The organism is Xanthomonas sp. NCPPB 2922, from assembly GCF_041520885.1.
Lineage (GTDB): Bacteria > Pseudomonadota > Gammaproteobacteria > Xanthomonadales > Xanthomonadaceae > Xanthomonas > Xanthomonas campestris.
Map to the genome: position 1 here is coordinate 101,444 of NZ_JBGOFY010000008.1, position 26,019 is coordinate 127,462.

Sequence of the window (26,019 nt, forward strand, 5' to 3'; positions counted from 1 at the left end):
CGATGCATCACGCCGCGATCGGGGGACGCAACAGGGTCTCGATCAGGTGCGAGCGGTAGACGCTGGGCAGCGGCGCCGGCTGCGCCTGCGCGCTGGCCGGCAACGGGCCCCACGCTGCGGCCGACAACAGGGCCGGGCTGTGCCCGTGGCAATAGCCGCTGTGCATCAGGGCATGCAGCAGGCCGGCGCCATCCTGGTCGCCGCCCGCATCGGCTTCGTCGGCACCGTCGTGGCCATGCGCGGCGGTGTCGTCCAGATGTGCCTGGTCATGCGCCAGGGCATGCACGTCGCCCAGCGCACAGGCGATGGGCGCGACCAGCACGCCCATCATCAGCACCGCCAGCGCCATCAGGCGCAGCAACGGGTGCAACAGGCGGGCGCGGCGAAGCAACATGCCCGCAGCGTATAGAGGCCGGGGGGGGTTACACAATCGCAGTGCGGGTGTCTTGTCGCTTTAGGCGTAGAAACACCGATGCCGGTGTCGGGGTGCGCCTGACGGGTGGACGTCGGTTGGGGATCGGTACGGCTTCGCGGCCAGGGCCGCTCCTGCGTGGAGCGGGCCACTGGTGCCGTCTTTCCTGTGCAGGCCGCCGCGTGGCTGCGGGCCCGGGCGATCACGGCGCGGTGGTCGGTGCCGGCTTCTGGTCGGCCGGGCGGGCCTTGCTCTGCGCGATGAAGGCGCGCACCTGCTGTTCCAGCACCGGCAAGGTCACCGAGCCCTGGCGCAGTACCACATCGTGGAAGGCCTTGATGTCGAAGCGCTCGCCCAGCGCCTGTTCGGCTTCGGCACGCAGTTTGACGATGGCGATCTCGCCGAGCTTGTAGCTCAGCGCCTGCGCCGGCCAGGAGATGTAGCGGTCCACCTCGGTGGTGACTTCGTGCTCGCTCAGCGCGGTGTGGTCGCGCAGGTAGGCCAGCGCCTGGTCGCGGCTCCAGCCGTCGTGATGCACGCCGGTGTCGATCACCAGACGGCAGGCGCGCCACATCTCGTAAGTGAGCCGGCCGAACTCTTCGTACGGCGTCTCGTAGATGCCCATCTCCTGGCCAAGCTTTTCGGTGTACAGCGCCCAGCCTTCGCCATAGGCGGAGATGTAGTTTTCGCGGCGAAAGGCCGGCTGCTCGCCCTGTTCCAGCGCCAGTGAGCCTTGCAGCGAGTGGCCAGGCGAAGATTCGTGCAGGGTGAGCGCGGGCAGGTTGTACAACGGCCGCGACGGCAGGTTGTAGGTGTTCACCCAATAGGTGGTGGCGCCGCCGCGCCCGGCGGTCCAGAACGGGGCGATATCGTCCGGCACCGGCTTGATGGTGAAGCGCCCGCGCGGCAGCGTGCCGATGAACTTGCCCACCTGCCCGTCCACGCGCTTGGAAATCCACGCGGCGCGGTCCAGCAACTCCTGCGGAGTCTTGGCATAGAACTGCGGATCGGTGCGCAGGAAGGTCAGAAACTGCGCAAAGCTGCCTTTGAAACCAACCTGTTGGATGATGGCGTTCATCTGGGTCTGGATGCGCGCCACCTCGTCCAGGCCAATCTGGTGGATCTGGTCCGGGGTGAGATCCAGCGTGGTGTATTCGCGGATCTGCTGGCGATAGAACGCCTTGCCGTCGGGCATGGCTTCGGCGGCCAGGGTGGTGCGCGCCTTGGGCACGTAGTCGTTGCGGAAGAAGGTCAGCAACCTGGCGTACGCCGGGATCACCGCGCCGCTCACGGCCGCCTTGGCCTGCGCGCGCAGCTGCGCCTGCTCAGCGGCGGGGATCTGCGCGGGCAGCTGCTTGAACGGTGCGTAGAAGGTGGACTCGGTGGGGTCGCTCACCTGCGCCACGGTGGCGATGGAGCCATCGCGCCCGTCCAGCACCGCGCGCGGCACGCTGAAGCCGCGGGCCAGGCCGGCGCGCATGTTGGCGACCTGCTGGTCGAAATAGCGCGGCACGTCATTGAGGCGGGCGATGTAGGCGCGGTATTCGGCGGCGGTCTTCATCGGCCGCTGCGCCATGAAGCCCAGGTTGGACCAGAACGAGCTGTCCGAATTGAACGGCATCTCGTAGGCGCGCAGGCGCACTTCGGCGGCGAGGTTTTCCACCTGCGGGCGGTAGATGGCGTAGTTGACCTGGTTGGCCGGCGAGAGCGTGGCCGGGTCGATGCCGTCGAGCTGCTTGAGCACGCCGTCCCAGACCGCCAAGCGCGCCTGCTGCGCGGCCGGGCCAACGTCGGGCAGGCGGGTGTTGTCGCCGGTGGTGTCGGTGTCTTCGTCGGCCTGGCCGGTCTCGGCCTGCCGCCATGCCCATTCTTTCTCGTAGATGGCGCGGAAGCGCGCATCGGCTGGCGCTTCGGTGCGCAGCGTGGCCGGCGCGTTGGCCGCTACCGGTGGCGCGGCATCGGCGCTGAAGGACAGGCCCAGCAGGGCGAACGAGAGTGCGGCGGCAAGGGGAGATGTCACGTGCGGGCAACCTGCGGTCGAATCGAACCTCCGATCATCGCAGGCACCGGGCCGGCTGCCATGGGCCGGAAGTCCCAACGCGTGCGTCAGGCTTGCGGTTGGGCTTGCTTCCATCCGCGCCGCCGCGTGTGCGGCCACGCCAGATCAGTCCTTGTGCACCACCACCAGGTGGCGCTCGCCGTCCAGGCCGGGCACCTGCAACGGATGCACCTCGCCCACGCGCCAGCCGGCGGGCAATGCGGCGATTTCCTCGTGCGGGTAGACGCCCTTCATCGCCAGCAGGCTGCCGCCCGGGCGCAGCAGATGCCCGCCAACGGCGATGATGCCGGCCAGCGTATCCAGCGCGCGGGCGGTGAGATGGTCGTAGGCGGCCGGTTCGTCGACGGCTTCGGCACGCGCCTCGGCCACGCGGGCATTGCCCAACGCCAGGTGCCGCAGCGCCTCGCGCATGAAACGCGCCTTCTTGCCGTTGCTTTCCACCAGCGTCACCTGCAGCTGCGGGCGGGTGATCGCCAGCGGGATGCCGGGCAGCCCGGGGCCGGTGCCCAGATCGGCCAGCGTGCCGCTGACGATGTAGGGCTGCATGGCCAGCGAATCGAGCAGATGGCGGGTGACCATCTCGCGCGGGTCGCGCACGGCGGTGAGGTTGTAGGTCTTGTTCCAGCGCACTAGCAGCGTCAGGTAACGCAGCAGCGGCGCGGCAAAGTCCGCATCCAGGGATTGGGCCTGCAGGCCGTTGGCCAGCGCGGCAGAGACATCGGGGGGAAGCGCAGCATCATTCATGCCGCGATTATCGCAGCTGGCAGTGGCGCGGCGGGATTGGGGATTGGGGATTGGGGATTGGGGATTGGGGATTGGGGATTCGGGATTCGGGATTGGGGATTCAGGATTCGGGATTCGGGATTCGGGATTCGGGATTGGGAAGCGGGAAGCGGGAAGCGGGAAGCGGCTGTAGCAGCACACGAGCACGTTGCACACCGACGCCAGCCAGCCCGTAATTCATACCGTGTCGGGTGCGACACAGCGGCGCATCCCCGGCGCGGCCTGACGTGTTCGGTGGGGGACGCGTATCCGGCCGCCCGGCATCAGCGTGATCCCGGTCACGCGACTTCCGCCAGTGCCCTTGGCGGACACGCGGCGGTCAAACAGCCGCGCTACACCTGCAGGCAGCCGCCGCTGACTGAAGGACATCCCATGTCTGCCTCCGATCCCGCCCGCCGCCGCCTTCTGCAAGGTCTGGGTGCCGGCCTGCTGTTGCCGGCCACAGCCGGCTGGTCTACACGCACGTTGGCGGCGCCGTCCGGGCGGCCGCTGATCACCGATGGCGTGCAAAGCGGCGATGTGCAGGAGGGCCGCGCGATGCTGTGGAGCCGCTGCGATCGCCCGGCGCGGTTGCGGGTGGAATGGGATACGCGACCGAGCCTGCGCCATGCACGGCGGATCGACGGCCCGTTGGCGCTGCCCACCCAGGATTTCACCGCACGCGTGGACCTGGCCGCGCTGCCGCCGGGGCAAGACATCTTCTACCGGGTGCGCTTTGAAGATGCGCACAGCGGCGTGTTGAGCGCACCGGTGCATGGGCATCTGCGCAGCGCGCCGCAGACACGCCGCGATGTGCGCTTTGTCTGGAGCGGCGACACCGTGGGCCAGGGCTTCGGCATCAATCCGGACATCGGTGGCATGCGCATCTATTCGGCGATGCGCGCACGCAACCCGGACTTCTTCCTGCACAGCGGCGACACCATCTATGCCGATGGCCCGGTCCCGGCCGAACTCACGGTGGAAGACGGCAAGCGTTGGCGCAATCTCACCACCGCCGCCAAGAGCAAGGTGGCCGAGACCCTGGACGAATTTCGCGGCAATTACCGCTACAACCTGCTCGACGACCATCTGCGCCGCTTCAACGCCGAGGTGGCGCAGGTGTGGCAGTGGGACGACCACGAAACCACCAACAACTGGTCGCCCGGCAAGCAGCTGGATGCGCGTTACCAGGTGCACGACATCGAGGTGCTCGCAACGCGCGCACGCAAGGCCTTCCTGGAATACGCGCCGATGCGCGGCGTGCGGGCCGACGGCGATGGGCGCATCTACCGCAAGATCAGCTATGGCCCGTTGCTGGATGTGTTCGTGCTGGACATGCGCAGTTATCGCGGTGCCAACAGCGACAACCTGCAACCGACACCGGGCGCAGATGCCGCGTTTCTCGGCCCGCAACAACTGGCCTGGCTGCAGCGCGAACTGGCCGGCTCGCGCGCGCAATGGAAAGTGATTGCCGCCGACATGCCGATCGGGTTGCAGGTTCCCGACGGCCAGGATGCGGATGGACGTGCGCGCTGGGAAGCCATTGCCAATGGCGATCCGGGCGTGCCACGCGGCCGCGAGCAGGAGATCGCCGCATTGCTACGTTTCATCAGCACCGCGCGCATCCGCAATACACTCTGGCTCACTGCCGACGTGCACTACTGCGCGGCGCATTACTACCATCCGGATCAGGCCGCGTTTCAGCAGTTCGAACCGTTCTGGGAATTTGTCGCCGGCCCGCTCAATGCCGGCAGTTTCGGCCCGAATGCACTGGATGCCACCTTCGGCCCCACGGTGGTGTTCCAGAAGGCGCCACCGGCACCGAACACCTCACCGTTGGCAGGCTTTCAGTTCTTCGGCGAGGTGGAGATCGACGGCCACAGCGGCGTGCTCACGGTGACCTTGCGCGACCTCGATGGCGTGGCGCAGTTTCGCCAGCCGATCCTGCCGCATGGTGCATTGCAGCCTCACACCGCCAACGGGTAACAGGCCAGCGCCGCGCGGCAGTCGGGCGCGGCCAGCCATTCGTGCAGCTGCCAGCGCGCAGCCTCGCCCAGCGCCGGGTCGCACCAGTGCAGCTGCAGCGCACCGGAAGCATCCGGTGCAAACGCCAACCGGTGCAGGCCGAACGACAGCCCGTGGCCATGGGCCTTGAGCAGCGCTTCCTTGGCGCACCACAGGCGAAAGAACAGCGGCTGTTGCGTCTCGGCGGGCAGCGCCGTCAGCCAGGCGATCTCGTCCGGGTGGAAGAACCGCTGCGCGATGTCCAGCAAGCGGGGGCGTTCGCGGATGCGCTCCAGATCCACACCCAGCCGCACGCCGTGGCCCAGCCCCACCAGCAGGTGATCGCCGCTGTGGCTCCAGCCGGTGTCCCACTCGGGCAAGGCCGGCTGCAAGGTCGGCCGCCCACGCGCGTCACGCTGCAGCGGCACCTGCGCCGGGTCCAGTCCCAGCGCCTTGCCCAGCAATTCGCGCGCCTGCGGCTCGCCGCGTTCGCCGTGCCGATGCGCACGCCGCCAGACCTGGGTGGTGCCGAATTGCCAGTGGTCCGCCTCCGCTGCTGGCTGCATGCCGGACGCCATCACGTGGCCTGCACCAACCCGAACCGCAGGCCGCGCCGTTCAGCGCGCTGCACAGGCGTTTCACGGCCGGCTGCGTTGAATGGCGCCCACGCACCAGCTCCGGTGCGAACGAACGAGGAGAGTGGCGGCATGGGCATCATCATCTGGTTGATCGTCGGCGGGATCGTGGGTTGGCTGGCCAGCATCATCATGCGGCGTGATGCGCAGCAGGGCATCATCCTCAACGTGGTGGTGGGCATCGTGGGTGCGTTGATTGCCGGTTTCCTGTTCGGCGGCGGCATCAACCAGGCCATCACGCTGTGGACCTTCGTGTGGTCGCTGGTGGGCGCGGTGATCCTGCTGGCCATCGTCAATCTGTTTACCCGCGGCCGCGTGCGCTGAGTCCAGCGCAGTGCTGTGAATACAACGCCCGGGCTTGCCCGGGCGTTGTTGTTTCAGCCGGCCAGGGGCTCACTGCGGCGCAACGCGATCGGCCGGGTGATGGATGCCGTCTTCCACCGGCACCGTGATGTTCAACGCGTATGGGTTGACGCCCTCCAGGCAGCCGACGTTGTAGCCGTATTCGTTGGGATTGGAACGCCGGCGGTGATGCGTGTAGATGCCGCACACCCCGCAGAAATAATGCGCGGCTGCATGCGTGTTGAACTGGTACAGCCGCAACACGTCCTCGCCTTGACGCACGTGCAGGCCTTGCAGCGGCACCGAGGCCACGATGGCCCCGCGCCGGCGACACATCGAGCAATCACAGCGGCGCGGATCCACCAGGCCGTGCGGCAGGTCCAGATCGATCTGCACCGCCCCGCAGTGGCAATTCAACCGATGCACGGCGCCCAGCGTGACATCGCCCACCTTGTGCGTGCTGCGCCGTAGGTGCCGCTCGCTCATGCGCCTGCCTCGGCCAGCAGCACCCACGCCGGTGCGTGGTCGCTGGGGCGCTCCCAGGTGCGCGGTTCGCGGTCGATGCCCGCTTCCACCGCGCGGGCGCGCAGCGCATCCGACACCAACGTCAGGTCGATGCGCAGCCCCAGGTTGCGGCGGTAGGCGGCCTGGCGGTAATCCCACCAGCTGAAGTGGCCGGCATCGTGGTGATGCAGGCGAAAGGCATCGTGCAGGCCCAGCGCCAACAGCTTGTGCAGTGCGCCGCGCTCGGCGGTGGAAGTGAGGATGTGGTTGTCGCTCCACACCTCCGGCTCGTACACGTCGCGCGCGTCCGGGGCGATGTTGAAGTCGCCCAGCACCACCAGCTGCGGGTGGCGCTGCAGCTCCTGCGCGATCCAGTCGTGCACCGCCTCCAGCCAGCGCAGCTTGTAGGCGTACTTGTCGGTGCCCACGTCCTGGCCGTTGACCACATACAGATTGATGATGCGCACGCCATCGACGGTGGCGGCAATCACGCGCTGCTGCACGTCATCGAACCCGGGGATGCCCATCTGCACCTCCAGCGCCGGCGAGCGCGACAGGATCGCCACGCCGTTGTAGGTCTTCTGCCCGCAGAACACGCTGCGGTAGCCCAGCGCGGCCAGTGCCGCATCCGGGAACTTGTGGTCTTCCAGCTTGGTTTCCTGGATGCCCACCACGTCCGGCGCAAAATCCGCCAGCCACTGTTGCAGGTGCGGCAGGCGCACGTTGAGCGAGTTGACGTTCCAGGAGGCAATCTTCATGGCGCGGACCGTGGTTCAAACCACCAATGGTACCGCGCCCTCGTCCATGGCCCGATCCGTCCACCCGCCCACGACGCTCAAGGCTTCCCGTCATGGACGCGGTTTGACCACCCGGTATTGGCTGCGCTCGCCGCTGCGTGGCCCGCGCGCATCGACATTGGCGCACAAGCGGTCACCACATAGAACGACATCGCTGTTGGCCACCGCCTGCAGCACCTTGGCATCGAGCCGGTAGCGCGTCAGGTCCCGGCGCGCTTCGGTCAGCAGGTACACACTCGAGGCACAGGCCAGCACCGTCGCAACGATCAACCCGGCGCAGGTGATCCAGGCACGGGTGAGCCACCGCCTACGCAGCGCTTCGTGCGCGGTTTCCACCGCCTGCAAGGCCGTGCCGGAGCGCGAGATCACCGCATCCAACCGGCGCGCGGCGGGCGCGAGACTGCTATCGAGCGCCTGCTGCCAGGCCTGCTGCAGCTGCGGCACCGCGCCGCCGACCAGGCGATTGATGTCATCGCCGTTGCGCGCAGCCAGGGCGCGCAGCGCTGCCATGTCCCGCTCCAGCGCCGCATGCTGGCGCTGGTCGCGCGCTTCGATGGTGGCAGCCAGCGTGCCCAACGCCCTGGCCAGGTCCTTCAGCTCTTCCTGGTGCATCCGTCGTCTCCGTCACCGTGCATCGCCAACGCGCATCCGCCTTGCCGCACATACCGGTGCCTACCCGCCACCGCTGCCTCCACCACCGCCGCCCCCTCCTCCGCCATCACCGCCACCGCTATCGGCCGCGGCCATCGCCGGCCCCTGGTGCATCAGGCTCATCACGCGTACCGGCCCGTGCGCCATCTGCACATCGGCCGGCTGCATGTCGGCCGGGGTCCAGGTCACCTGGTTGGTCACCGCCTCCTGCTCGCGCTGCTGCATCAACGCCTGCCCCTCCTGCAGCAGCGCTTGCCCTTCGGGCGAATGCCGGATCCGCTCGGCCGCCTTGAATACCCCCGCCTCGTCGTGATTGCGCAGCGCCTGCAGCATCGCGTCGATGTCCGCATCGCCGGTCCGCAGCGCCGTCGGCGCGTGCGGATCCTGCTGCGCAGCCGTGCGGCCCTGGCCCAGGACCTGACGGGCCTGCTGTTCTTCCGCATCGATCCGCGCCTGCAGGCTCGGCACCACCGTCTCGGTCATCAGGTGGCGTTCCAGCGCCTCGTGCAGCGAGCGTTGGCCATGCACCGACAAGGTAGCCGTCTGCGCCACATTGCCAAGATTGTGCGGGGTGCTGGGCGTGAACCGGAGTTGGGTGGCAGCACCGGCGGCCAGCAGCGCACCTTCCAGCGCACCGGCGCTGGGCGCATGCGCGGTGAGGCCGGCGAGCGCATCGCCGCTGGCATCCAGGGTGCGATTCAGGCGACCGCCAACAGCGTCCAGCACCTGTTGCGGCAGCGCCGACGCGGTACGCACCCGATCCGCGGCGGCCGTTGCCATGCCCGCGGTCGTGTGCATCAAGGTCTCTGCCTGCCGCGCGCTATCTTCGCGCAGCCGCGCGGCGTGCTGCTCGGCCTGCTGGCGGTCCGCCTGGGCCTGGCGCTCCAATGCCTGGGCCTGCTCCAGCAGGGCGGCCTGGGCGGTATCGGGCAACCAGCGTGCGGCACCGCGCAGTGCGACCGCGGCGGTGTCCTGCGCCTGCGCCTGGGCCTGGGCCTGCACCGCCCAGCGTTGCGCGCTGGCATCCAGCTCGCCGGCAACCGCACGGCCTGCGGCCAGGCCACGGCCCAGCGTGGCGCCGCCGGCTTCGAGTGCTGCACCCGTAGCGCTACCGCCATGGCGCACGGCCGCACCCCCCATCTGCATGCCGCGCGCCGCGCCGTCGCCGGCCGCATCCAGCGCCGCATCGCCCGCCCGCCCCAGCGCGGCGCTGTATTCGCCCAGGCCACGTCCGATCTGCGCACCGGCAGCGCCGGCCCGCAACACGCCCAACGCCGGGCCGGCCAGGTACAGGCTCTCCTGCAAGGTCAGCGCCTGCGCGCGGTCCACCAACGCGCCATCCTGGCCCTGCATCTTGGCCGGCAACACCGGCTCGATGCGGCCGGCGGCCAGCGGCAGCTGCTGCAGCAACTGGGCGGTATCGCCCTGCGCCAGCCGGTCCACGAACGCATGCACCGCCGGCTGTGCATTCACCGGCACATCGCGGGTCAGCGCGTGGTCGAGCAAGGCCTGCCCCTCCGGCAAGCTGCGCATCAGGGTGGCGGTGTCGCCCATCACCGCCGCCAGCTGCTGACGCCGCGCCGCATCCAGCCGGTGGATATTGTCCTGGATGCCGTTGTTGAGCATTTCGCCCTGGACTTGATAGGCCACGACGGTGTTGGCGGTGTCGTAGGTCGGCAACCCATTCGCCAGTGCGAATCGCTGCGCAGTTACTGGGTGCAAGCCCGCTGCATTGAAGGTGGTGGCCGGTGCGCCACTGACGGCCGAGGCAGCCGAGCCCATTCCACCACCGAGAGAATGACCGGCGATCTCGAAATCGACCCTCTGCTCTTTCAATGTCGCTGCCAACTGCATGGCACGGTCGTAGTAATCGGTCTGCATGCCGACCGACTGCGGGAAGTTGTTGGCCAGAAAATCCTCAGCGCTGGTATCGCGCAGACCATTGGCGGTCGCCACTTCGCCCGCTGAGCCTTTGTAGACCACGGTGGGCTTGTAGCCAGGTCCGAGGATCGCCGGATCTGGAATGTAGATTTCGGCGCGGAAGCCGGATTCGCGCGGCCGCAGCCGTTCAGCTAGTTCTGCATCTTTCGTAGCGTATAACTGCGGAACACTCCTCCGAAGTTGATCGAAATCTTCGCCCCCACGCATCCATCCAACAGGGGCATCACCGATCCCCTTAGCTGAGTCGTAGACATCGTCTGCCAGCGAAGCCATCTCGTGCGCATGATAAAGCTGTTGAAGCTCAGCGGCGCGCGATGCAGCCTCCGCAGTGCCACTGGCATGCAAGTCCTCCAACAGTTGCTCGCGTTGTCTGTGCAAGTCTGGCGTTTGCATGCAATCAATCCTTGTGCATGGAGGTCAAAGCAGCGGGATGTCTTTTTCTTCCGTTGGGAAGTGGAACGCCTTGCGCATACTCCGATAATTTTCTGGCAATGGAGGGCGCTCATATCCCCGCTTCAACAGCCATTGCTGGCACTGTCGCTGCCACTGCGGGTCCTTGGGATTGCCCGGATGCCAAAAGATGGCCTCAATTATTCCAGAGTCTTTGAGATGGACAGGGTTGCCATAAGCGAACTCGATGGTTGGATCTGCACCATGCTGCAGAAGCCAGTAGACGAAGTCGAAGCCACCGCGGATTGCATAGGCGGCCGTAATGCTATTTCCCATTCCCGCAACCGCGTTTATGTCCGCACCGCGCTCGACAAGAAGCTTTATGTTGTCCCATTTGTTCTGCTTGATAAACGCGTGGAATAACAGGCTCTCGTTGTTCGCATTCCGCGTATTGGGATTACCACCATGATCCAGCAGCAACTTGAGATAGATCGGGTCGTCCTGCTCGGCTGCCCAGACCATTGCATTACTGACATTGGTCTGATTTCGTCCAGGCTCCGGGGGATAGGGCTTGGCCACATTCGGATCGGCCCCATTCTCCAGCATCGCCTTCAACCCGGCCGGGCTGTGGGTGAAGATCGGCCAGAACAACAGCGGATGGCCGTCCTTGGAGAAGATGGTGTCCGGGTTCAGGCCCTCCACCTTCATCAGTCGACGCACTTCCTCGACATCGCCCTGCTCGGCCGCCAGCGCCAGCGCCAGGGCCCTGGGATCGGTGAAGTTGCGCTCGGGCGCATAGCGCGATTGCGCAGCAGGCGAACAGCCGGTGATGGCCAGCAGCACCAGGCAACACAACCGAATGAACAAATGCGATGGCTTCATGCGCGCCTCCGTTGCGGCTGATTGCATAGGGACTGAATGGTAAGCCAGTTGGCCGCTTGCAGCGCAGGAGCTGCGCTGCATTTCGTGTGCGCTGCGTCTTCTCGACGTTGCGGTGCCGGCTGGGTGGGCGTTTGCATTCGATCAATCCTTGCGCATGGAGGTCACAGCAGCGGAATCTCTTTTTCTTCCGAGGGGAAGTGGAACGCCTTGCGCATACTCCGATAATTTTCTGGCAACGGAGGGCGCTCATATCCCCGCTTCAACAGCCATTGCTGGCACTGTCGCTGCCACTGCGGGTCCTTGGGATTGCCCGGATGCCAAAAGATGGCCTCAATTATTCCAGAGTCTTTGAGATGGACAGGGTTGCCATAAGCGAACTCGATGGTTGGATCTGCACCATGCTGCAGAAGCCAGTAGACGAAGTCGAAGCCACCGCGGATTGCATAGGCGGCCGTAATGCTATTTCCCATTCCCGCAAGCGCATTCACGTCCGCGCCACGCTCGACAAGAAGCTTTACGTTATTCCATTTGTTTTGCTTGATAAATGCATGGAAAAGCAGTGTCTCGCCATTTGAATTGTAGGTATTTGGATCCCCGCCGTGATCGAGCAGCAGTTTGAGATAAACAGGATCATTTTGCTCGGCTGCCCACACCATTGCGCGGTTCCGGTAACGTCCCTTGAACCGCGTCGTCTCCTGCAAAGGATGCAGTTGCCCAGCATTCGGATCGGCCCCATTCTCCAGCATCGCCTTCAACCCGGCCGGGCTGTGGGTAAAGATCGGCCAGAACAACAGCGGATGGCCGTCCTTGGAGAAGATCGTGTCCGGGTTCACGCCCTCCACCTTCATCAGCCGCCGCACTTCCTCGACATCGCCCTGCTCGGCCGCCAAGGCCAGTGCCAGGGCCTTGGGGTCGCTGAAGTTGCGCTCGGGCGCATAGCGCGATTGCGCGGCAGGCGAACAGCCGGTGATGGCCAGCAGCACCACGCAGCAGAACCGGATAAAAAAATGCGATGGCTTCATGCGCGCCTCCGTTGCGGCTGATTGCATAGGGACAGGATGGTAAGCCAGTTGGCCGCTTGCAGCGCAGGAGCTGCGCCGCACTTCGTGTGCGCTGCGTCTTCTCGGCGTTGCGGTGCCGGCTGGGTGGGCGTTTGCATGCGATCCATCCTTGCGCATGGAGGTCAAAGCAGCGGAATCTCTTTTTCTTCCGAGGGGAAGTGGAACGCCTTGCGCATGCGCTTGTAGTGTTCCGGCATCGCAGGCCGCTTATATCCGTGCGTGAGCAACCATTGCTGGCACTCTCGCTGCCAGCGGGGATCCTTTGGATTTCCCGGATGCCAAAAAATAGCCTCAATGGTTCCAGAGTCCATGCGATGCGTGGGGACCCCTCTATTGAACACCAATGTCGGATCCGCCTTGCGTTCCAGCAACCAATGGACCTGCTCGAACGCGCCACCGATTGCGTAAGTATCGATCAGTGTTCCGCCCATTCCTGCTAGCGCATTGACATCAGCACCACGCTCGACCAACAACTGAATGTTCGGCCACTTGTCTTGCTTGATGAGTGCGTGAAACAGCAATGTCTCGTTGTTTGCATTACGCGTATTGGGATCACCGCCATGATCCAGCAGCATTTTGAGATAGATCGGGTCATCCTGCTCGGCTGCCCAGACCATGGCATTACTGACATTGGTCTGATTTCGTCCTGGTTCCGGCGGATAGGGCTTGGCCACATTCGGATCAGCCCCATTGTCCAGCATCGCCTTCAACCCGGTCGGGTTGTGGGTGAAGATCGGCCAGAACAACAGCGGATGGCCATCCTTGGAGAAGATCCTATCCGGGTTCACGCCCTCCACCGCCATCAACCGCCGCACTTCCTCGGCATCGCCCTGCTCGGCCGCCAAGGCCAGTGCCAAGGCCCTGGGGTCGCTGAAGTTGCGCTCGGGCGAATAGCGCGATTGCGCGGCAGGCGAACAGCCGGTGATGGCCAGCAGCACCACGCAGCAGAACCGGATGAAACAATGCGATGACTTCACGCGCGCCTCCGTTGCGACGTGTCCGCTGGTTGAACGCGGTAAGGGTGACCGCTGCACCGCGCGGCCTGCCACTGATTGCCGTGGCAACGAACTGGCGAATGCAAGCGATACTGACGGACGCAGCATAACGCAGACGGGTGGCCTGGCAAGCGCATCGCGCGCGTACTTTACGGGTATAGCTGCATCGGCGGACCGGTGCGATGGCGCCACGGTGTGCCGGCCGGCGCGTCACCGAGGTTGATAAAAGCTTGGCGAACTCTCACCACGGGACGGCGGACGATATGGGAAGGCGTGCGTGGACGCGTCATCCACGCCGCGTCCATAAAGGCGGCCCCTGTCTGGCACCCGCTTGTCAGGTTTTGTCGGTGGCTTTCAGTCAGCAGGCGCGATGCGCACGCCCAGCTGGTTGGCCACCGGGCGCTCGCGGCCCGGGATGCCGGTGTGGATGGGGCGATTGAGCGCGCGCACGTCGCCGTCCACGCGTGCGGCCAGGGTACTGGAGCCGCCCCCATCGAGATTGATCGCTGCATGCGCGCCGAGTTGCTCGAACACGGCGGTGAGCGCGTCCAGTGTCATGCCGGCGCTGTAGCCGGGCTGGCGCCCGTCGGCCACCACCATCCACAGGGTGTGGCCGCTGCGGTCCAGGCCCACGGCGCTGCGCGGTTCGGGGCCATCGTAATAGGCGGCGCGGCTGGCTTCGCGCGGTTGGCGCTTGCCATCGAGCAACAGCAAGGGACCTGCACCCACGCCCAGCCGCGATCCGGCCGGGCAGCTGCCGCGCACGATGCGCACCGCCTCGCGCTGGCTGACGCACAGCGCCGCGTTGACGCGGGGGTCGCTGGTGGCCGCCGCCGAATCTGTGCGGCCGGCCTCGATGGCCAAGCCTTCGGCGGTAACGCCCTGGCCGGCGGCCGGTACGAACGGCTTGTCCAGCAGATGGCCGCCATCGAAGGGCAGGAAGTAGTCGGCATTGATCGCCAAGGCCAGCGCGCCGTCGCGCACGAACGCGGTGGTCGGCGTGGCGCGGAATTCGCCGCCGTCGCTGCGGTCGCCAGGGGTGCCGACCAGCTGCAGGCCCGGCGTGGTGAGGTCGATCTGGGCGATGTGCAGCATCACCGGCTGTGCCCCGCCGATGGCCTGCCGCCAATAACGCACCCCCGGTGCCAGCGTGAGCGGTGCGGTGGGTGCGGGCACCGGCGCCACCAGCGGCTCGATGGTGACGCGCGCACGCGCCTGGGCCTGATCCAGCACCGCCAACACGTTGTCCAGTTGCGCCGGCGGCACGCGCAAGAGCAGGCGCTGGGTGGGCGCCAGCTGCAGCACCTGCAACAGCCCGGCGCAGCGCGCGCCCGTGCAGGGCGTGGCATCCATCCCCACCCGCGCCGGGCCGCGCGCGTCATCGCGCACCTGCAACGCGAGGCGGTTGCCTTCGGCCGCTTTGCAGCGGCTCACCGCCGCCAGCACATCCTGCGGCCACTGGCCCCAGCAGTCGCCGCTGACCACGGTTTCGATCGGCACGAATGGCACGCTGGCAGCGGGCGCGTTGGTCTCGGCACCGGCGGCAGCGCTGATCGGGGTCAGCAGTGCGCATAGCAGCGCAGCGGCACGCGACGGGTCAAAACGCATAGTCCACTCCAAGGTAATAGGCACGGCCGTTGTCGAGCTGCTCGCGCATGAGTTGTTGCTCTGCACCGATCACGCGGGTGAGCCGCGCATTGCTGAGGTTGCGGCCCTGCAGGGTGAGCCGCAGCTGCGCGCTCAGGCGCCAGGCCAGCTGCGCGTCGTAGCTGGTGATGGCGTCGTAATAGCGGTCGTTGACGCGGTTGTCGGTGGCTGCGGAAATCAGCTGCGCGCCGGTGTAGTTGGCGCTGATGCGCGCACTGAACGGGCCCACGTCGTACAGCAATGACGCGTTGGCGCTGCGCTTGGGCGATTCCATCAGCCCGGGCAAGCCGCGCTGGCTGCCATCGGCCATCTGTATCTCGGCCGTGCGCGGGTCGAGCACGGTGAGGTTGAGCATCGCGCCCAGGTTGGACCAACCGCCGGGCAGAAAATCGAAGCGGCTGTCGATGGCGGTGAACTCGATGCCCTGCACCTGCGCGGTGCCGGCATTGATCGCCTGGGTGGTGGTCACCTGGTAGGTGCCGCTCAACCCGCCGGGATCGCGCTGGGTGTCGGTGCTGGTGGTGCGCACGATCTCGTCGTCGATGCGCTTGTGGAACAGCGCCACCGACAGTTGCGAGTCGCGGTCCGGGTACCACTCCAGCGACAGATCCAGGTTGTCCGAGCGGCGCGGGCGCAACTGCGGGTTGGCGATGCTGCGGTTGATGGTGAAGCCGGTGACATCCACCACCGGGCTGCTGTTCTGGCCGATGTCGCCATAGGTGGGCAAGCCAATGGTGCGGCTGCCGGCCATGCGCAGCTTGAGTGCCTGCGTGATGTCCCAGGCGAAGTTCGCCGATGGCAGCAAAAAGCGGCGGTCGCTGTCGGCCGATTGCTGGACGTAGTTGCTGGTGCTGGTCAACGGCTGCGGCACCGCGCTGAGCACGGTGCGTTGCAGGTACTCGTTGCGCAGGCCCAGCGTGGCCTGGGTGCGTGCGCCATGCCAGACACCCATCGCGTAGGCGGCGCCATTGCGCTCGTCGATGCGGAAATCACTGATGGCGCTGTTGCGCGCGTTGGTATTGGCCAGCACGTAGGCGCCAGGTGCAGCGGCGGCGAATGCGGCCACCTTGCCGGGGTCGACCAGCAGCAGGCAGTTGAAATCGGCGAACGGGCAGATGCGCGCGTCATCGGTGCCGACAGTGGCCAGCGTCACGCGCCCGGATGGATTGCGGCGCACTTCGTCCAGGTTGTAGCGCTGTTGCAGATCGCGGTACTGCAGGCCGGTGCGCAGCCCCCAGCCTTGCGCGTCGGCATCGGCGTTCTGGCTGTAGTCCAGCTTGACCGTGGTGGTGTCGGTGCTGCTCTTCTCAGTGCGGGTCAGGAAGTACGACTGCGTGTAGTTGGCAGGGCTGGCGTAATACGCCGGGTCGGCCAGCGTGATGGTGGGCCGCGTGTCGCTGCCCAGCGCATAGCCAAAGCCCAGCCGCGCGGACGCGGCCGCCGCAAAGACGTCTTCGCGGGTGTCCTGCACATAGCGCCCGGTGGCGCGGTTGAGCACAAGGTCCACATGGCCTTCGGGATTGAGCCGGAAGCTGCCGCCAAGCTGGGCGTAACGCAGCGTGCGGGTCTGGTCGAAACGGTTGGCATCCACCTGCGCGCTGCCCTGTGCGAACCGGCCGCTGTCGGCATCGGTTACCGCCGCATTGCCGACACGGTTGATCCACTGCGAACGGCGCTGCTCGTCGTTGCTGTGCTCGAACACGCCGGCGCTGAGCGCAAGTTTCAGACTATCGCCATCGTCGTATTCCAGCTTGCCGAACGCGCTGCGGCGCTGGCGCACATTGTCGTAGCTGAGCGGGCGAAACCGGTCCGGCGCGATCGCCAGACCATCGGTGTCCAGCGCCGGGGTGAGGTCCTGGCGGCGGCCGTTGGCGTAGTAGCTGTAACTGTCGATGGCAGTGTTCAACGACGACGAATCGCGGCGGAAGTAGTCCGCAGACAACACCACGCCGAAGTGGTTGTCCGGCCCGAAGGTCTGGCTGAAACTGCCCTGCACCTGCCCGGACGGCGTGCTGCCCTGCAGCTGCCGGCGGTTTTCCCAATCGGCCACATTGGCCCGCACGGTGGCGAAGCGGCCGTCGTGATCGAAGGCGCTGCGCGTGCGCAACGCAGCCATACCGCCAATGGCATTGCTGTCCATATCGGCATTGAAGGTCTTGTAGATATCCACCTGCTGCGCCAGCGAGGCGGGAATGACGTCCAGCGATTGCACGCGCCGGCTGGTTTCGGTGGACGGCAGCGCCACGCCGTCGATCAGCACCGTGTTGTAGTCGGGATTGAAGCCACGCAGGCTCATGAACTGCGCTTCGCCGCGGCCGTTGTTGACCACCATCGACACGCCGGGCACGCGCTGCAGCGCCTCGCCCAGGCCGAAGTCCGGGATCGAGCCGATGTCATCTGCCGCCACGCCGTCGGAGACCACCGCCGCCTCGCGCTTGGCGCCAATTGCCTGGCGGATGGACAGGTGCTGGCCGGAGACCTGCACGGCATCCAGCTGCACCGGGGCGGTCTCGCCCCCGGCCGCGGCAACCACGGGTTCGGCGGCCTGCGCGCTCAGGCTGGCCGCAACACCCAGCGCCAGCAGACTGCGACAAGGGCAAAGAAAGGTGCTGAAACGTGACATGGCGCAACCAATGAGGGCAGAAGCTGCCAATTTAATAACTTACTGTGAATTAATTATTTCAGCCGCAGCGGCTATGCTTGCGCGTTGCTCCCCCGCCCTGCTCGCCCATGCCGTCCTCGACCGCCTTCGCCGCGCCCGCGCACCGCCAGCCCTTCGAAGGGCTGAGCCTCAATGAGCGCGACATGCTCAACCGCCTGCGCCTGGCCGGCGTGCTGACCCGCGCCGACCTGAGCCGCGGCACCGGGCTGACCGTGCAGACCGCGGTGCGGTTGATCGAAAGCCTGCAGGCGCGCGGCATGGTGCGCATGGGCGAGGGGCTGGCGCGGCCCGGCCGCGGCAAGCCGGGCATCGCCGTGTCGTTGCGCCCCGGCCACGGGCACACGCTTGGGGTCTCGATTGCCACCGACGCGCTGACCCTGGCGCTGATGGACTTCGCCGGGCAGGTGCTCGGCGTGCAGGAGCTGCCGCTCACCGATCCCAGCGCCGCCGGCGTGCTGGCGCAGCTGCAGGCCGGCGATGCTGCGCTGCTGGCCAGCCTGCCGCACGCGCCCGGCCCGCGCCTGGGCATCGGCGTGGCGATGACCGGGTTTTTCACCGGCCAGGACGGGCGCATCAATCCGCCCGACCCGCTGCGTGCGCTGGGCGAGTTCGCCCTCTGCCCGTGGCTGGCGGAGGCCTGCGCGCAGCCGGTGTGGATGGACAACGACGGCAGCGTGGCCGCCGCCGGCGAGGCGATGCTGGGGATAGGCCGGCGTCATCGCGACTTCGCCTACCTGTATCTCAGCTACGGCCTGGGCGGCGGCCTGGTGATCGATGGCCAGGTACTACGCGGCGCACGCGGCAACGCCGGTGAATTCGCCGGCATGCTGCCCGCGCAGCGGCTGGAACGCGCCACGCTGGAATTGCTGCGCGAGCTACTGGCCGAAGACGGCGTGGAGCTGCCGGATATCCGCGCACTGCTGGCCGCCTACGACCCGCGCTGGCCGGCAATCGAACGCTGGCTGGCGCGTAGTGCCCCGGGTGTGTCGCTGATCGTCTCGGCCATCACCGCGGTGTGCGACCCGGAGGCCATCGTGTTCGGCGGCCGCCTGCCGGCAGATCTGGCGCACCGCCTGATTGCCGCGGTCCGCATCGACAACCAGCCACGCCGCGGGCAGGCGCGCCCGATGCCACTGCTGCTGCCGGCCGAAGCACCGGCCGATGCCTGCGCGATCGGTGCGGCGACATTGCCGTTGCAGGCGCGCTATTTCGGTTGAGTGGCTGCACCACGGTTAGGTGCGTCATCTAGGTGCGTCATCGGCTGCGCGACGACAGCAGGCATCGAAGATCTCCCACGCCAGGGTGCGTGCCTGCGCGCCCTGCTGTTCGCTCAAACCGTCGAGCAGTTCCTCCTCGCCTTGCAACGCTGTGGAAGCATCGTGCGATGACCCCGCAGGTTGGCGCGCGGCCAGGCGCCAGGCCGCGGCATACCCCGGGTCAGGCGCACGCAGCAGTGGTGATGCCACCACCTGCGCCAGGCTCTCGATGGCATCGGGCTGCCCCTGCAGCGCCAGCAACTCCAGCGCGCTGACGATCGAGGCCATCTCTCGTTCGTCATTGGGCGCCAGCCGTGCCTGCTGGCCGGCGGGTGTCGCGGCGGCAGTGGCTTGCATCACCTGCGCGGCACGTTGCGCCAACAGATAGCGCTGCGCGGCCAGGTCGCCACGCGCTGCCGCCGTACGCAGCAGCGCGTCGACCTGTTCTGGCGGCATCGCCGTGCACAGCGCCTGTGCAGGCTGCGCGGTTGCGCCACGGGCGATCTGCGCCGTGCGTTGCTGCAGCCGCTCGGTGCAGGCAAGCGCCTGCATCGCAGTGTCGAACAGGTCGCCTGATGTTGCGTGTCGAACGGGCGCACGAGCGGCGACCTTCACCGCCGCTGGTACGGCCACGACGGCTGCAGCACGGCCCGCGGAGTTCGCCGCACCGTGCATGCACCACGCCACCACCAGCGCGGCGACTGCCAACACGGCCGCCAACACCCAGCGTGATCTGCCGACGGCAGCGCGCGCACCGGGGACGGACATCTCCATCGGTTCCTGCCTTTAGCGCAGCGCCGCTTCCAACGCCGCATGATCGAACTGCAACGGGTTGGCCTGCCGCAGTCGCTCCAGCGCGGCCGTCGCCGCCTGCTCACGCAACTGCACCTCGATCTGCCCGCGTGCAGTCTCCAGCGTGGCGGGGATGCGCGCGTCCACACGGATCAGGTGATAGCCCTCTGGCCCACGCACCGGTGCCGATACGTCGCCCACGCCCAGCGCCTGGACCGGGGCAGCGAAGACATCGGCCACGTTGCGCAGGAAGATCGACGACAGCTCGCCGCCCTCTGCGGCCGTGCTGCCATCGTCGGATTCGCGCTTGGCCAGTTCCTCGAACGGCGTGCCGCTGTCCAGCTGACGCTTGAGCTGCTGTGCACGGGCCAATGCCTGCGCATCGCTCAGCGGCGTCCCGCGGCGGGCATCGCCTTGCGGCTGCAGCGCCACGAACACATGGCTCAAGCGGACTTCGTCATAGTCGTGCGGGTGCGCGTTGAATTGCGCCTGCACTTGCGCTGCATCGATGTGGGCCGTGGTGCGTGCGCGCCGCTGCATCGCGTCGGCAAGGATGGCGTCAGTGGCCTGGCGGAGCTGCACAGCGACCACCGGGTCGTCTTGCAGGTGCACCTGACGTGCCTGATCCAGCAGCAGCCGCCTGTCGGCAAACGCGCGGACAAATGCCGGGTCAGCCGCACCGGCCGGGTTGGCGCCCCGCGGCAGATCAGCCAGCGCAAGCGCGCGATATTCCGGTGCAGTAAACGCCTGCTTGCCGATCTGTAACACCGTGGTGACGCTGTGGGATACGCCGGAATCGGCGGTGGCGGCCTGCGCCGACGGCACGCCGGCAATCAGACCCAGCGCAAGCGCGCCGGACAAACAAAGGGACTGCAACATGCAAGAGATCTCCGTGATGACAGGCCCCGACGACGGGCAATGCCGGCGTCGGGGCCACTGGCCCGCATGGGCCGGGAAAGGCACCAGTTAGTCGTGCTTGTGGGCTGCCTGCAGATACCGGATCGCGGCCTTCGGATCATCGGTGGTGATCAGGCCGAAGGCCTGGCTGTGGACGATGTAGTCCAGATTGCCGCGGTTGTCTGCGGTATCGCGGCCACCGGAATAGGAGAAATACAGATCCGACAGGGCGTAGCAGCAGGCGCCGCTGTTCTGATAAAACTTGCCGGCAGACGGGCCGTCCGGAATCGCCTGGAACACGCCGACACGATAACCACGCTCGCGGATGAAATCGGCATCGCTCTGCAGCAAGCCACCGAGTTGCTTGACGTTGATCTCCATCGTCTGGTGACCCGAACTCATCCATGCCGAGATCGTCTGGCGCACATTGATCTTGCCCAGCATGTTGGTCGTGAACACTGGAATGCCGACCATGCCGCTGCATCTGCACGGTAGGCATCGCGACTGGTATACAGCGTCGCATTGACCTTGGCGGCGACGTAGCTTGCGGATGCCACGTCGAACTGGCTCTCGGCGGCCTTGCGCACCGCGCGTACCGTGGCCGCATCCTTGATGTCGAACACCATCGGGGTACGCAAGTTGTGCTGCTTGTAATAGGCGAACAGCTCGTCCACGCGCGGCACGTGATAGCCAGTGGTGGTGCGGCGGTCCGGAGTCAGCAGGAATAACTGGCTGACCTCCGACCATGGGGTGACCAGAATGGATGGATTGACGCCCTGGTTGGTGATCGGGTCGTACTTCACCCCCGGATGGTGCTGCCACACAGTGGTGGTGCGGCCCAGGTTGTAGTCGTGCAGCAGCACCGGCACGCCGTCACTGGTGAGCTTGACGTCAAGCTCCACGCCGTCCATGCATTGGTCGTTGGCAATTTGCAGCGAGCCGCGCGAGTTTTCCGGCATGTCGGCGATACCGGCGTATTTGCCCCACAGGCCGCGGTGTGCCAGCACCACGGTGTTGGAGGAGTTGAACAGGATGCGTTGCATCTTGAGGTCGGAGCTGTCGTTGCAGGCCGCCAACGCCAGCTGCGGCAGTGCAGCCAGCAGGGCCAGTGCGCCGAGCAGGCGGCAGGCGCGGGCCAGCGGATGTGGAGCAAGGATGGTAGGCATGGTCTCTGTGTTCCGGTTCGTAGGTGCAAGAAGGGCAAGGGATGGACGAGAGCCGATGGGTCGACGCAATCGGCGAACTCGCTTGCAGCGCACTCGCCAGCCGGTCGATACCGGGGGAGAGGCCAAGCCGGGCGTGATCAGGGTTCGGCTTGCGGGCCAATTTAGTCACTCTCGATGACTTAATTTCTTCGCTGGTGTTGCCGTTTTCTACGACCACGCAGCAGTGGCGCGAAAAACGAAGTAGATGACGGCATCACCCGAATCGGCGCGAGATGAGGCGACGCCTGACCGCATGCAGATGCGTGCACATCGGGCATCGCGCGCCGACGTCGACGGTCAGGGGTGTGGTGGTCAGGATCGGGACTTTCGGCCTTCGATCCGCAACAGTCGTCAGATACGTGCATCGCGTGCGCGCTGCGCAGACAGTCGGCTTCTGGAGAAGGGTTCGGCTGCGCCTTTGCACAGCGCAGCCGCCGGTGGACGCGCAGGCGCTCATGAACCGATCGACGCGAGGTATCGCAATACGCCGGTAGCGTCGGTCGCTCTCATCTGCCCCAAACGCAAGACGCCGGCACAAGGCCGGCGTCTGCGTGACAGCACTCAGTGATGCGGTGGATCAGTGACCGGAGGCACCGGACGCACCCAGGCCGGTTTCGGCACGGATCTGCTGTGCCTTGAACGCGGCGCGCTCGTTGGCCGCCTGCGGGCTGCGGTCCAGGACCGAGAACAGCCAGATACCGACGAACCCAATCGTCATCGAGAACAGCGCCGGCGAGGTGTACGGGAACGGCGCCGAACCGGCCGCGTTACCCAGCGTGTCCACCCACACCGACGGCGACAGCACCGTGAGCACCAGCGAGGAGATCAGGCCCAGGAAGCCGCCGACCACCGCACCACGCGTGGTGCAGTTCTTCCACAGCAAGGACAGGATCAGCACCGGGAAGTTGGCCGAGGCAGCGATGGCGAAGGCCAGCGACACCATGAAGGCCACGTTCTGCTTCTCGAACACGATGCCCAGCAGCACGGCGATCACGCCCAGCACCAGGGTGGTGGCACGCGAGACCTTCAGCTCCGAACCCGGCGCCGGGTTGCCCTTCTTGATCACCGTGGCGTACAGGTCATGCGACACCGCCGAGGCGCCGGACAGGGTCAAACCTGCGACCACCGCCAGGATGGTGGCGAAGGCCACTGCCGAGATGAAGCCCATGAACACGTTGCCGCCCACCGCATTGCCGACCAGCACCGCCGCCATGTTGGCTGCACCCTTGCCGCCGTGGATGGTGCCGGTGGTGACATCGGCGAACTGCGGGTTGGTCAGCACCAGTGCAATCGCGCCGAAGCCGATGATGAAGATCAGGATGTAGAAGTAGCCGATCCAGGTGGTGGCCCACAGCACCGACTTGCGTGCCTGCTTGGCATCGGGAACGGTGAAGAAGCGCATCAGGATGTGCGGCAGGCCGGCGGTACCGAACATCAGTGCCATGCCGAAGGAGATCGCCGAGATCGGGTCTTTCACGAAGCCGCCCGGCCCCATGATCGACAGGCCCGCCTTGGCTGCATCCTCAGGCGATGCACCGCCATTGGCCGCAATCGCGGTCTTCACCCGCACGCCCTCGGCAAACAACGCCTCGAAGCTGAAGTTGAAGTGCCACATGATCGCCACGGCCATGAAGGTCACGCCGGTCAGCAGCAGCACCGCCTTGATGATCTGCACCCAGGTGGTGGCGGTCATGCCGCCGAACAGCACGTAGATCATCATCAGCACGCCGACCAGGGTGACCGCCACCCAGTAGTCCAGGCCGAACAGCAACTTGATCAACGCACCGGCGCCGACCATCTGTGCAATCAGATAGAACAGCACCACCACCAGCGTGCCCGATGCGGCAAAGCTGCGGATGGCGGTCGGCGCGAAGCGGTAGCCGGCCACGTCGGCGAAGGTGTACTTGCCGAGGTTGCGCAGCCGTTCGGCCATCAGGAAGGTCAGGATGGGCCAACCGACCAGAAAGCCGATCGCGTAGATCAGGCCGTCGTAGCCGTTGGCCATCACCGCCGCGGTGATGCCCAGGAACGAGGCCGCCGACATGAAGTCGCCCGCGATCGCCAGGCCGTTCTGAAAGCCGGTGATGCCACCGCCGGCGGTGTAGAAGTCAGAGGCCGACTTGGTCTTGGCGGCCGCCCATTTGGTGATCCACAAGGTGCCCAGCACGAAGAAGCCGAACATGCCGATCGCCACCCAGTTGGTGGGTTGCTTGTCGACCTGGCCCATGTCGCCGCCGGCAGCCAGCGCGAGGCCGGCCGGCAGCAGGCCGGCCAAAATCAGGAGAAGGCGCGAAGTCTTGCTCATTTGCGGGCTTCCTCCAGGATCTGCGCGGTCAGCTGGTCGTAGGTGTTGTTGGCACGACGCACGTAGATGGCGGTGATGATGATGGTGAACACCATCACCCCGATCGCGATCGGGATGCCGACGGAGGTCACGCCGTCGCCGATGGGTTTGGCCAGGAACGCCTTGTCGAAGGCGATCAACCCGATGTAGCCGTAGTAGGCCAGCAACATCAGCGCAGTGAGGGTCCAGCCCAGCGTGTTGCGCTGGCGCTTGAGGGCGTGGTACTTCGGATTGGCATCGATCTTGGCGATCAGTGCGTCATTCGAGACGGTCATGGTCAGTCTCCAGTGCTGCGGGGGCGGTACGGCCCCTGCCACCGCGGTGGGAGGGGCGACCGATGGGTGAAACTTAGAAGCTGTACTTGGTGGTGAACTGCAGGCGCGAGATGTCGCCGCTGTCGCCGTTTTCGGCTTCGCGGCGGCCATACATCAGCTCTGCGCCCACATCCACCTTGGGCAGTGGCGAATAGAAGACGTTGGCGCGGATGCTCTGCTGCGACTTGCTCGCCAGCGCGCCGGTGTTGGCAATGTCGTGGTCGTAGTTCACGCGCGAATACATGATCGTGCTGCGCAGCTTGGCGTTGTAGTCGTGGCGCCAGGCCACCCAGCCGGCAAGCGTGCTGACGGTCTGGATCTTGCCGTCGATGTCGATCTCCACGTCCGAGCCGTTACCCAGGCCCAGATACCGCCCCAGGCCTTCGCCGTAGCTGAGCTGGTAGCGCAGATCGTTGTTGGCATTGATGATCCAGCGGCCACCGCCGGCGATGGCGCCGCCGAAATCGGTGTCGTTGGTCAGCGCGCTGCGCGTGCGGTACTGGCGCGCAATTGCCGACAGGCCGAAGGTGCCCCAGGTGCCCTTCCAGTTGTAGCGCGCGGTCAGGTCCGGCATGGCGCCGTGGTCCGAGGCCAGGATGGTGTTGCCGCCCTGGTAGGGCGTGGTCAGGGTCTCGGGGTTTTCTGCCGACACGCTGAAGGCGCCGCGGGTGTAGCGGATCTGGGTCTGGCGGCTGAACAGCGCGCCGTCGGTCGGCCCGACGATGTCGGCCGCTTCGGGCAGGATCGTGGCATCGACGAAGTTGGACCAGGTCTGACCGGCCAGCCAGTTGTTCCAGCTCATGTAGGCGTGCCGCAAGGTGCCGCCGTACAGATTGTTGACCTGGTTGGCCAGCGCGTTGCCGAAGAAATCCAGCTCGATGAAGCCGGTGAGCTTGTCGCCGTTCTCGGTGACGGTGTCCACGCCCAGGTTGAAGCGCGAGAACTTGGCATGGAAGTCGGTGTCCGTGCTCGAGGCCTGTCCCCCGACAGGCGTCTGCGTCGGGATATACAGGTACCGCCCCACCGCGCCTTCGGGCAATGCGCCGTCGGAGGTGCGGGTGGTCATGAAGTCGGCCTTGATGAAGCCATCGAAACGAAACGTCGTCCCCGGCAACGCATTCGGCGTAATGCTGGTCAGCTGGATCGGCCGCTTGCCCGCCGGCAGTGCCGGGGCCGCAGGCGCCTGTGCCTGCGCCGCACGCACCTCGCCGACCTGGGTCTGCGTCTGGGTGATCTGGCCCTGCTGTTGCTGCTGGGCGGAGACCAGCATCTGGACCTGGCGTTCCAGATCGGCAATACGTGCTTCCAGCGCCTTTTCCTTGGAGGTCTGCGCGAACGCGACACCCGGCAGGATGGTGGCCACGAACAAAGCGGCAGCCAGCGGTTTGCGCACCAACGGTGCTTTACGGTGTTTCATGGAACCCCCTCCCCGGTGAAGGCATCGCGCATGGACGGCGACGCTAGGCG

The 26,019-nt window shown here is 66.3% G+C and carries 21 protein-coding genes and 1 pseudogene; 3 read left to right on the forward strand and 19 right to left on the reverse strand.

The features are described from left to right. Window positions 1–7 precede the first annotated feature (7 nt). The 3 genes from ACD584_RS11320 to rsmG form a co-directional block, all read right to left on the reverse strand. A complete protein-coding gene (locus tag ACD584_RS11320; protein WP_016944268.1) occupies window positions 8–394 on the reverse strand; it encodes a hypothetical protein in 387 nt (128 codons plus the stop codon). Between the two features lie 220 nt (window positions 395–614). Further along, window positions 615–2,432 carry a DUF885 family protein gene (locus ACD584_RS11325; protein ID WP_076035758.1) on the reverse strand — a complete coding sequence of 606 codons (1,818 nt, stop codon included), beginning with the start codon at window positions 2,430–2,432 and terminating at the stop codon, window positions 615–617. 144 nt (window positions 2,433–2,576) lie between these two features. Continuing rightward, window positions 2,577–3,215 (reverse strand): 16S rRNA (guanine(527)-N(7))-methyltransferase RsmG, encoded by a 639-nt coding sequence (rsmG, locus tag ACD584_RS11330; RefSeq protein WP_011039110.1) that lies wholly within the window; start codon window positions 3,213–3,215, stop codon window positions 2,577–2,579. A 411-nt stretch (window positions 3,216–3,626) separates the two neighbouring features. Between rsmG and ACD584_RS11335 the strand changes: the two genes are divergently transcribed. Then, window positions 3,627–5,219, forward strand: a complete 1,593-nt coding sequence (locus ACD584_RS11335; RefSeq protein WP_076035757.1) for an alkaline phosphatase — start codon at window positions 3,627–3,629, stop codon at window positions 5,217–5,219. On the opposite strand, the gene ACD584_RS11340 is transcribed toward ACD584_RS11335, so the two are convergent. Next, entirely contained in the window at window positions 5,201–5,815 is a 615-nt protein-coding gene (locus tag ACD584_RS11340) for a 4'-phosphopantetheinyl transferase superfamily protein (RefSeq protein ID WP_161960424.1), read from the reverse strand. The two genes, ACD584_RS11335 and ACD584_RS11340, sit on opposite strands and share 19 nt — an antisense overlap. Window positions 5,816–5,944: 129 nt before the next feature. Here ACD584_RS11340 and ACD584_RS11345 point away from each other — a divergent pair, with 129 nt between their 5' ends. Next, a complete protein-coding gene (locus ACD584_RS11345; RefSeq protein ID WP_039404974.1) occupies window positions 5,945–6,196 on the forward strand; it encodes a GlsB/YeaQ/YmgE family stress response membrane protein in 252 nt (83 codons plus the stop codon). A gap of 69 nt (window positions 6,197–6,265) precedes the next feature. Here ACD584_RS11345 and ACD584_RS11350 read toward each other — a convergent pair whose 3' ends face one another. The 9 genes from ACD584_RS11350 to ACD584_RS11390 all read right to left on the reverse strand — a co-directional run bounded on the left by ACD584_RS11350 (window position 6,266) and on the right by ACD584_RS11390 (window position 17,705). Then, window positions 6,266–6,700 (reverse strand): GFA family protein, encoded by a 435-nt coding sequence (locus ACD584_RS11350; RefSeq protein ID WP_014506121.1) that lies wholly within the window; start codon window positions 6,698–6,700, stop codon window positions 6,266–6,268. Further along, window positions 6,697–7,476, reverse strand: a complete 780-nt coding sequence (gene xth / locus ACD584_RS11355; RefSeq protein ID WP_076035756.1) for an exodeoxyribonuclease III — start codon at window positions 7,474–7,476, stop codon at window positions 6,697–6,699. Before xth ends, ACD584_RS11350 begins: the two co-directional genes overlap by 4 nt. A 90-nt stretch (window positions 7,477–7,566) precedes the next feature. Next, entirely contained in the window at window positions 7,567–8,127 is a 561-nt protein-coding gene (locus ACD584_RS11360; RefSeq protein WP_011039116.1) for a hypothetical protein, read from the reverse strand. Window positions 8,128–8,187: 60 nt separating this feature from the next. Next, entirely contained in the window at window positions 8,188–10,380 is a 2,193-nt protein-coding gene (locus tag ACD584_RS11365; RefSeq protein WP_076037685.1) for a phospholipase, read from the reverse strand. A gap of 144 nt (window positions 10,381–10,524) precedes the next feature. After that, the gene (locus ACD584_RS11370; RefSeq protein ID WP_228437985.1) at window positions 10,525–11,379 is read right to left on the reverse strand and encodes an ankyrin repeat domain-containing protein; all 855 of its coding nucleotides are present in this window, start codon (window positions 11,377–11,379) and stop codon (window positions 10,525–10,527) included. A 161-nt stretch (window positions 11,380–11,540) separates the two neighbouring features. Then, the gene (locus tag ACD584_RS11375; RefSeq protein WP_228437984.1) at window positions 11,541–12,401 is read right to left on the reverse strand and encodes an ankyrin repeat domain-containing protein; all 861 of its coding nucleotides are present in this window, start codon (window positions 12,399–12,401) and stop codon (window positions 11,541–11,543) included. Between the two features lie 161 nt (window positions 12,402–12,562). Then, window positions 12,563–13,417: an ankyrin repeat domain-containing protein gene (locus ACD584_RS11380; protein ID WP_175611462.1), complete on the reverse strand. Its 855-nt coding sequence runs from the start codon at window positions 13,415–13,417 to the stop codon at window positions 12,563–12,565. Between the two features lie 372 nt (window positions 13,418–13,789). Next, entirely contained in the window at window positions 13,790–15,043 is a 1,254-nt protein-coding gene (locus tag ACD584_RS11385; protein WP_175611461.1) for a phosphodiester glycosidase family protein, read from the reverse strand. Beyond that, a complete protein-coding gene (locus tag ACD584_RS11390; RefSeq protein ID WP_175611460.1) occupies window positions 15,033–17,705 on the reverse strand; it encodes a TonB-dependent receptor in 2,673 nt (890 codons plus the stop codon). Before ACD584_RS11390 ends, ACD584_RS11385 begins: the two co-directional genes overlap by 11 nt. Before the next feature lie 107 nt (window positions 17,706–17,812). Between ACD584_RS11390 and ACD584_RS11395 the strand changes: the two genes are divergently transcribed. Beyond that, window positions 17,813–18,961, forward strand: a complete 1,149-nt coding sequence (locus ACD584_RS11395) for an ROK family transcriptional regulator (RefSeq protein ID WP_076035751.1) — start codon at window positions 17,813–17,815, stop codon at window positions 18,959–18,961. A 24-nt stretch (window positions 18,962–18,985) separates the two neighbouring features. Here the strand turns inward: ACD584_RS11395 and ACD584_RS11400 are convergent, their stop codons facing one another. The 6 genes and pseudogenes from ACD584_RS11400 to ACD584_RS11425 all read right to left on the reverse strand — a co-directional run bounded on the left by ACD584_RS11400 (window position 18,986) and on the right by ACD584_RS11425 (window position 25,969). Next, a complete protein-coding gene (locus ACD584_RS11400; RefSeq protein WP_372355519.1) occupies window positions 18,986–19,552 on the reverse strand; it encodes a hypothetical protein in 567 nt (188 codons plus the stop codon). 234 nt (window positions 19,553–19,786) lie between these two features. Continuing rightward, a complete protein-coding gene (locus tag ACD584_RS11405) occupies window positions 19,787–20,671 on the reverse strand; it encodes a peptidylprolyl isomerase (RefSeq protein ID WP_175611459.1) in 885 nt (294 codons plus the stop codon). 87 nt (window positions 20,672–20,758) lie between these two features. Beyond that, window positions 20,759–21,765 (reverse strand): annotated as a pseudogene (locus tag ACD584_RS11410) (glycerophosphodiester phosphodiesterase family protein). Between the two features lie 706 nt (window positions 21,766–22,471). Then, a complete protein-coding gene (locus ACD584_RS11415; RefSeq protein WP_116891245.1) occupies window positions 22,472–24,199 on the reverse strand; it encodes a cation acetate symporter in 1,728 nt (575 codons plus the stop codon). Beyond that, window positions 24,196–24,513 carry a DUF485 domain-containing protein gene (locus tag ACD584_RS11420; protein WP_011039127.1) on the reverse strand — a complete coding sequence of 106 codons (318 nt, stop codon included), beginning with the start codon at window positions 24,511–24,513 and terminating at the stop codon, window positions 24,196–24,198. Before ACD584_RS11420 ends, ACD584_RS11415 begins: the two co-directional genes overlap by 4 nt. A 73-nt stretch (window positions 24,514–24,586) precedes the next feature. Further along, window positions 24,587–25,969, reverse strand: coding sequence for a DcaP family trimeric outer membrane transporter (locus tag ACD584_RS11425; protein ID WP_012439602.1), 1,383 nt, complete (start codon window positions 25,967–25,969; stop codon window positions 24,587–24,589). Between the last annotated feature and the right edge of the window lie 50 nt (window positions 25,970–26,019).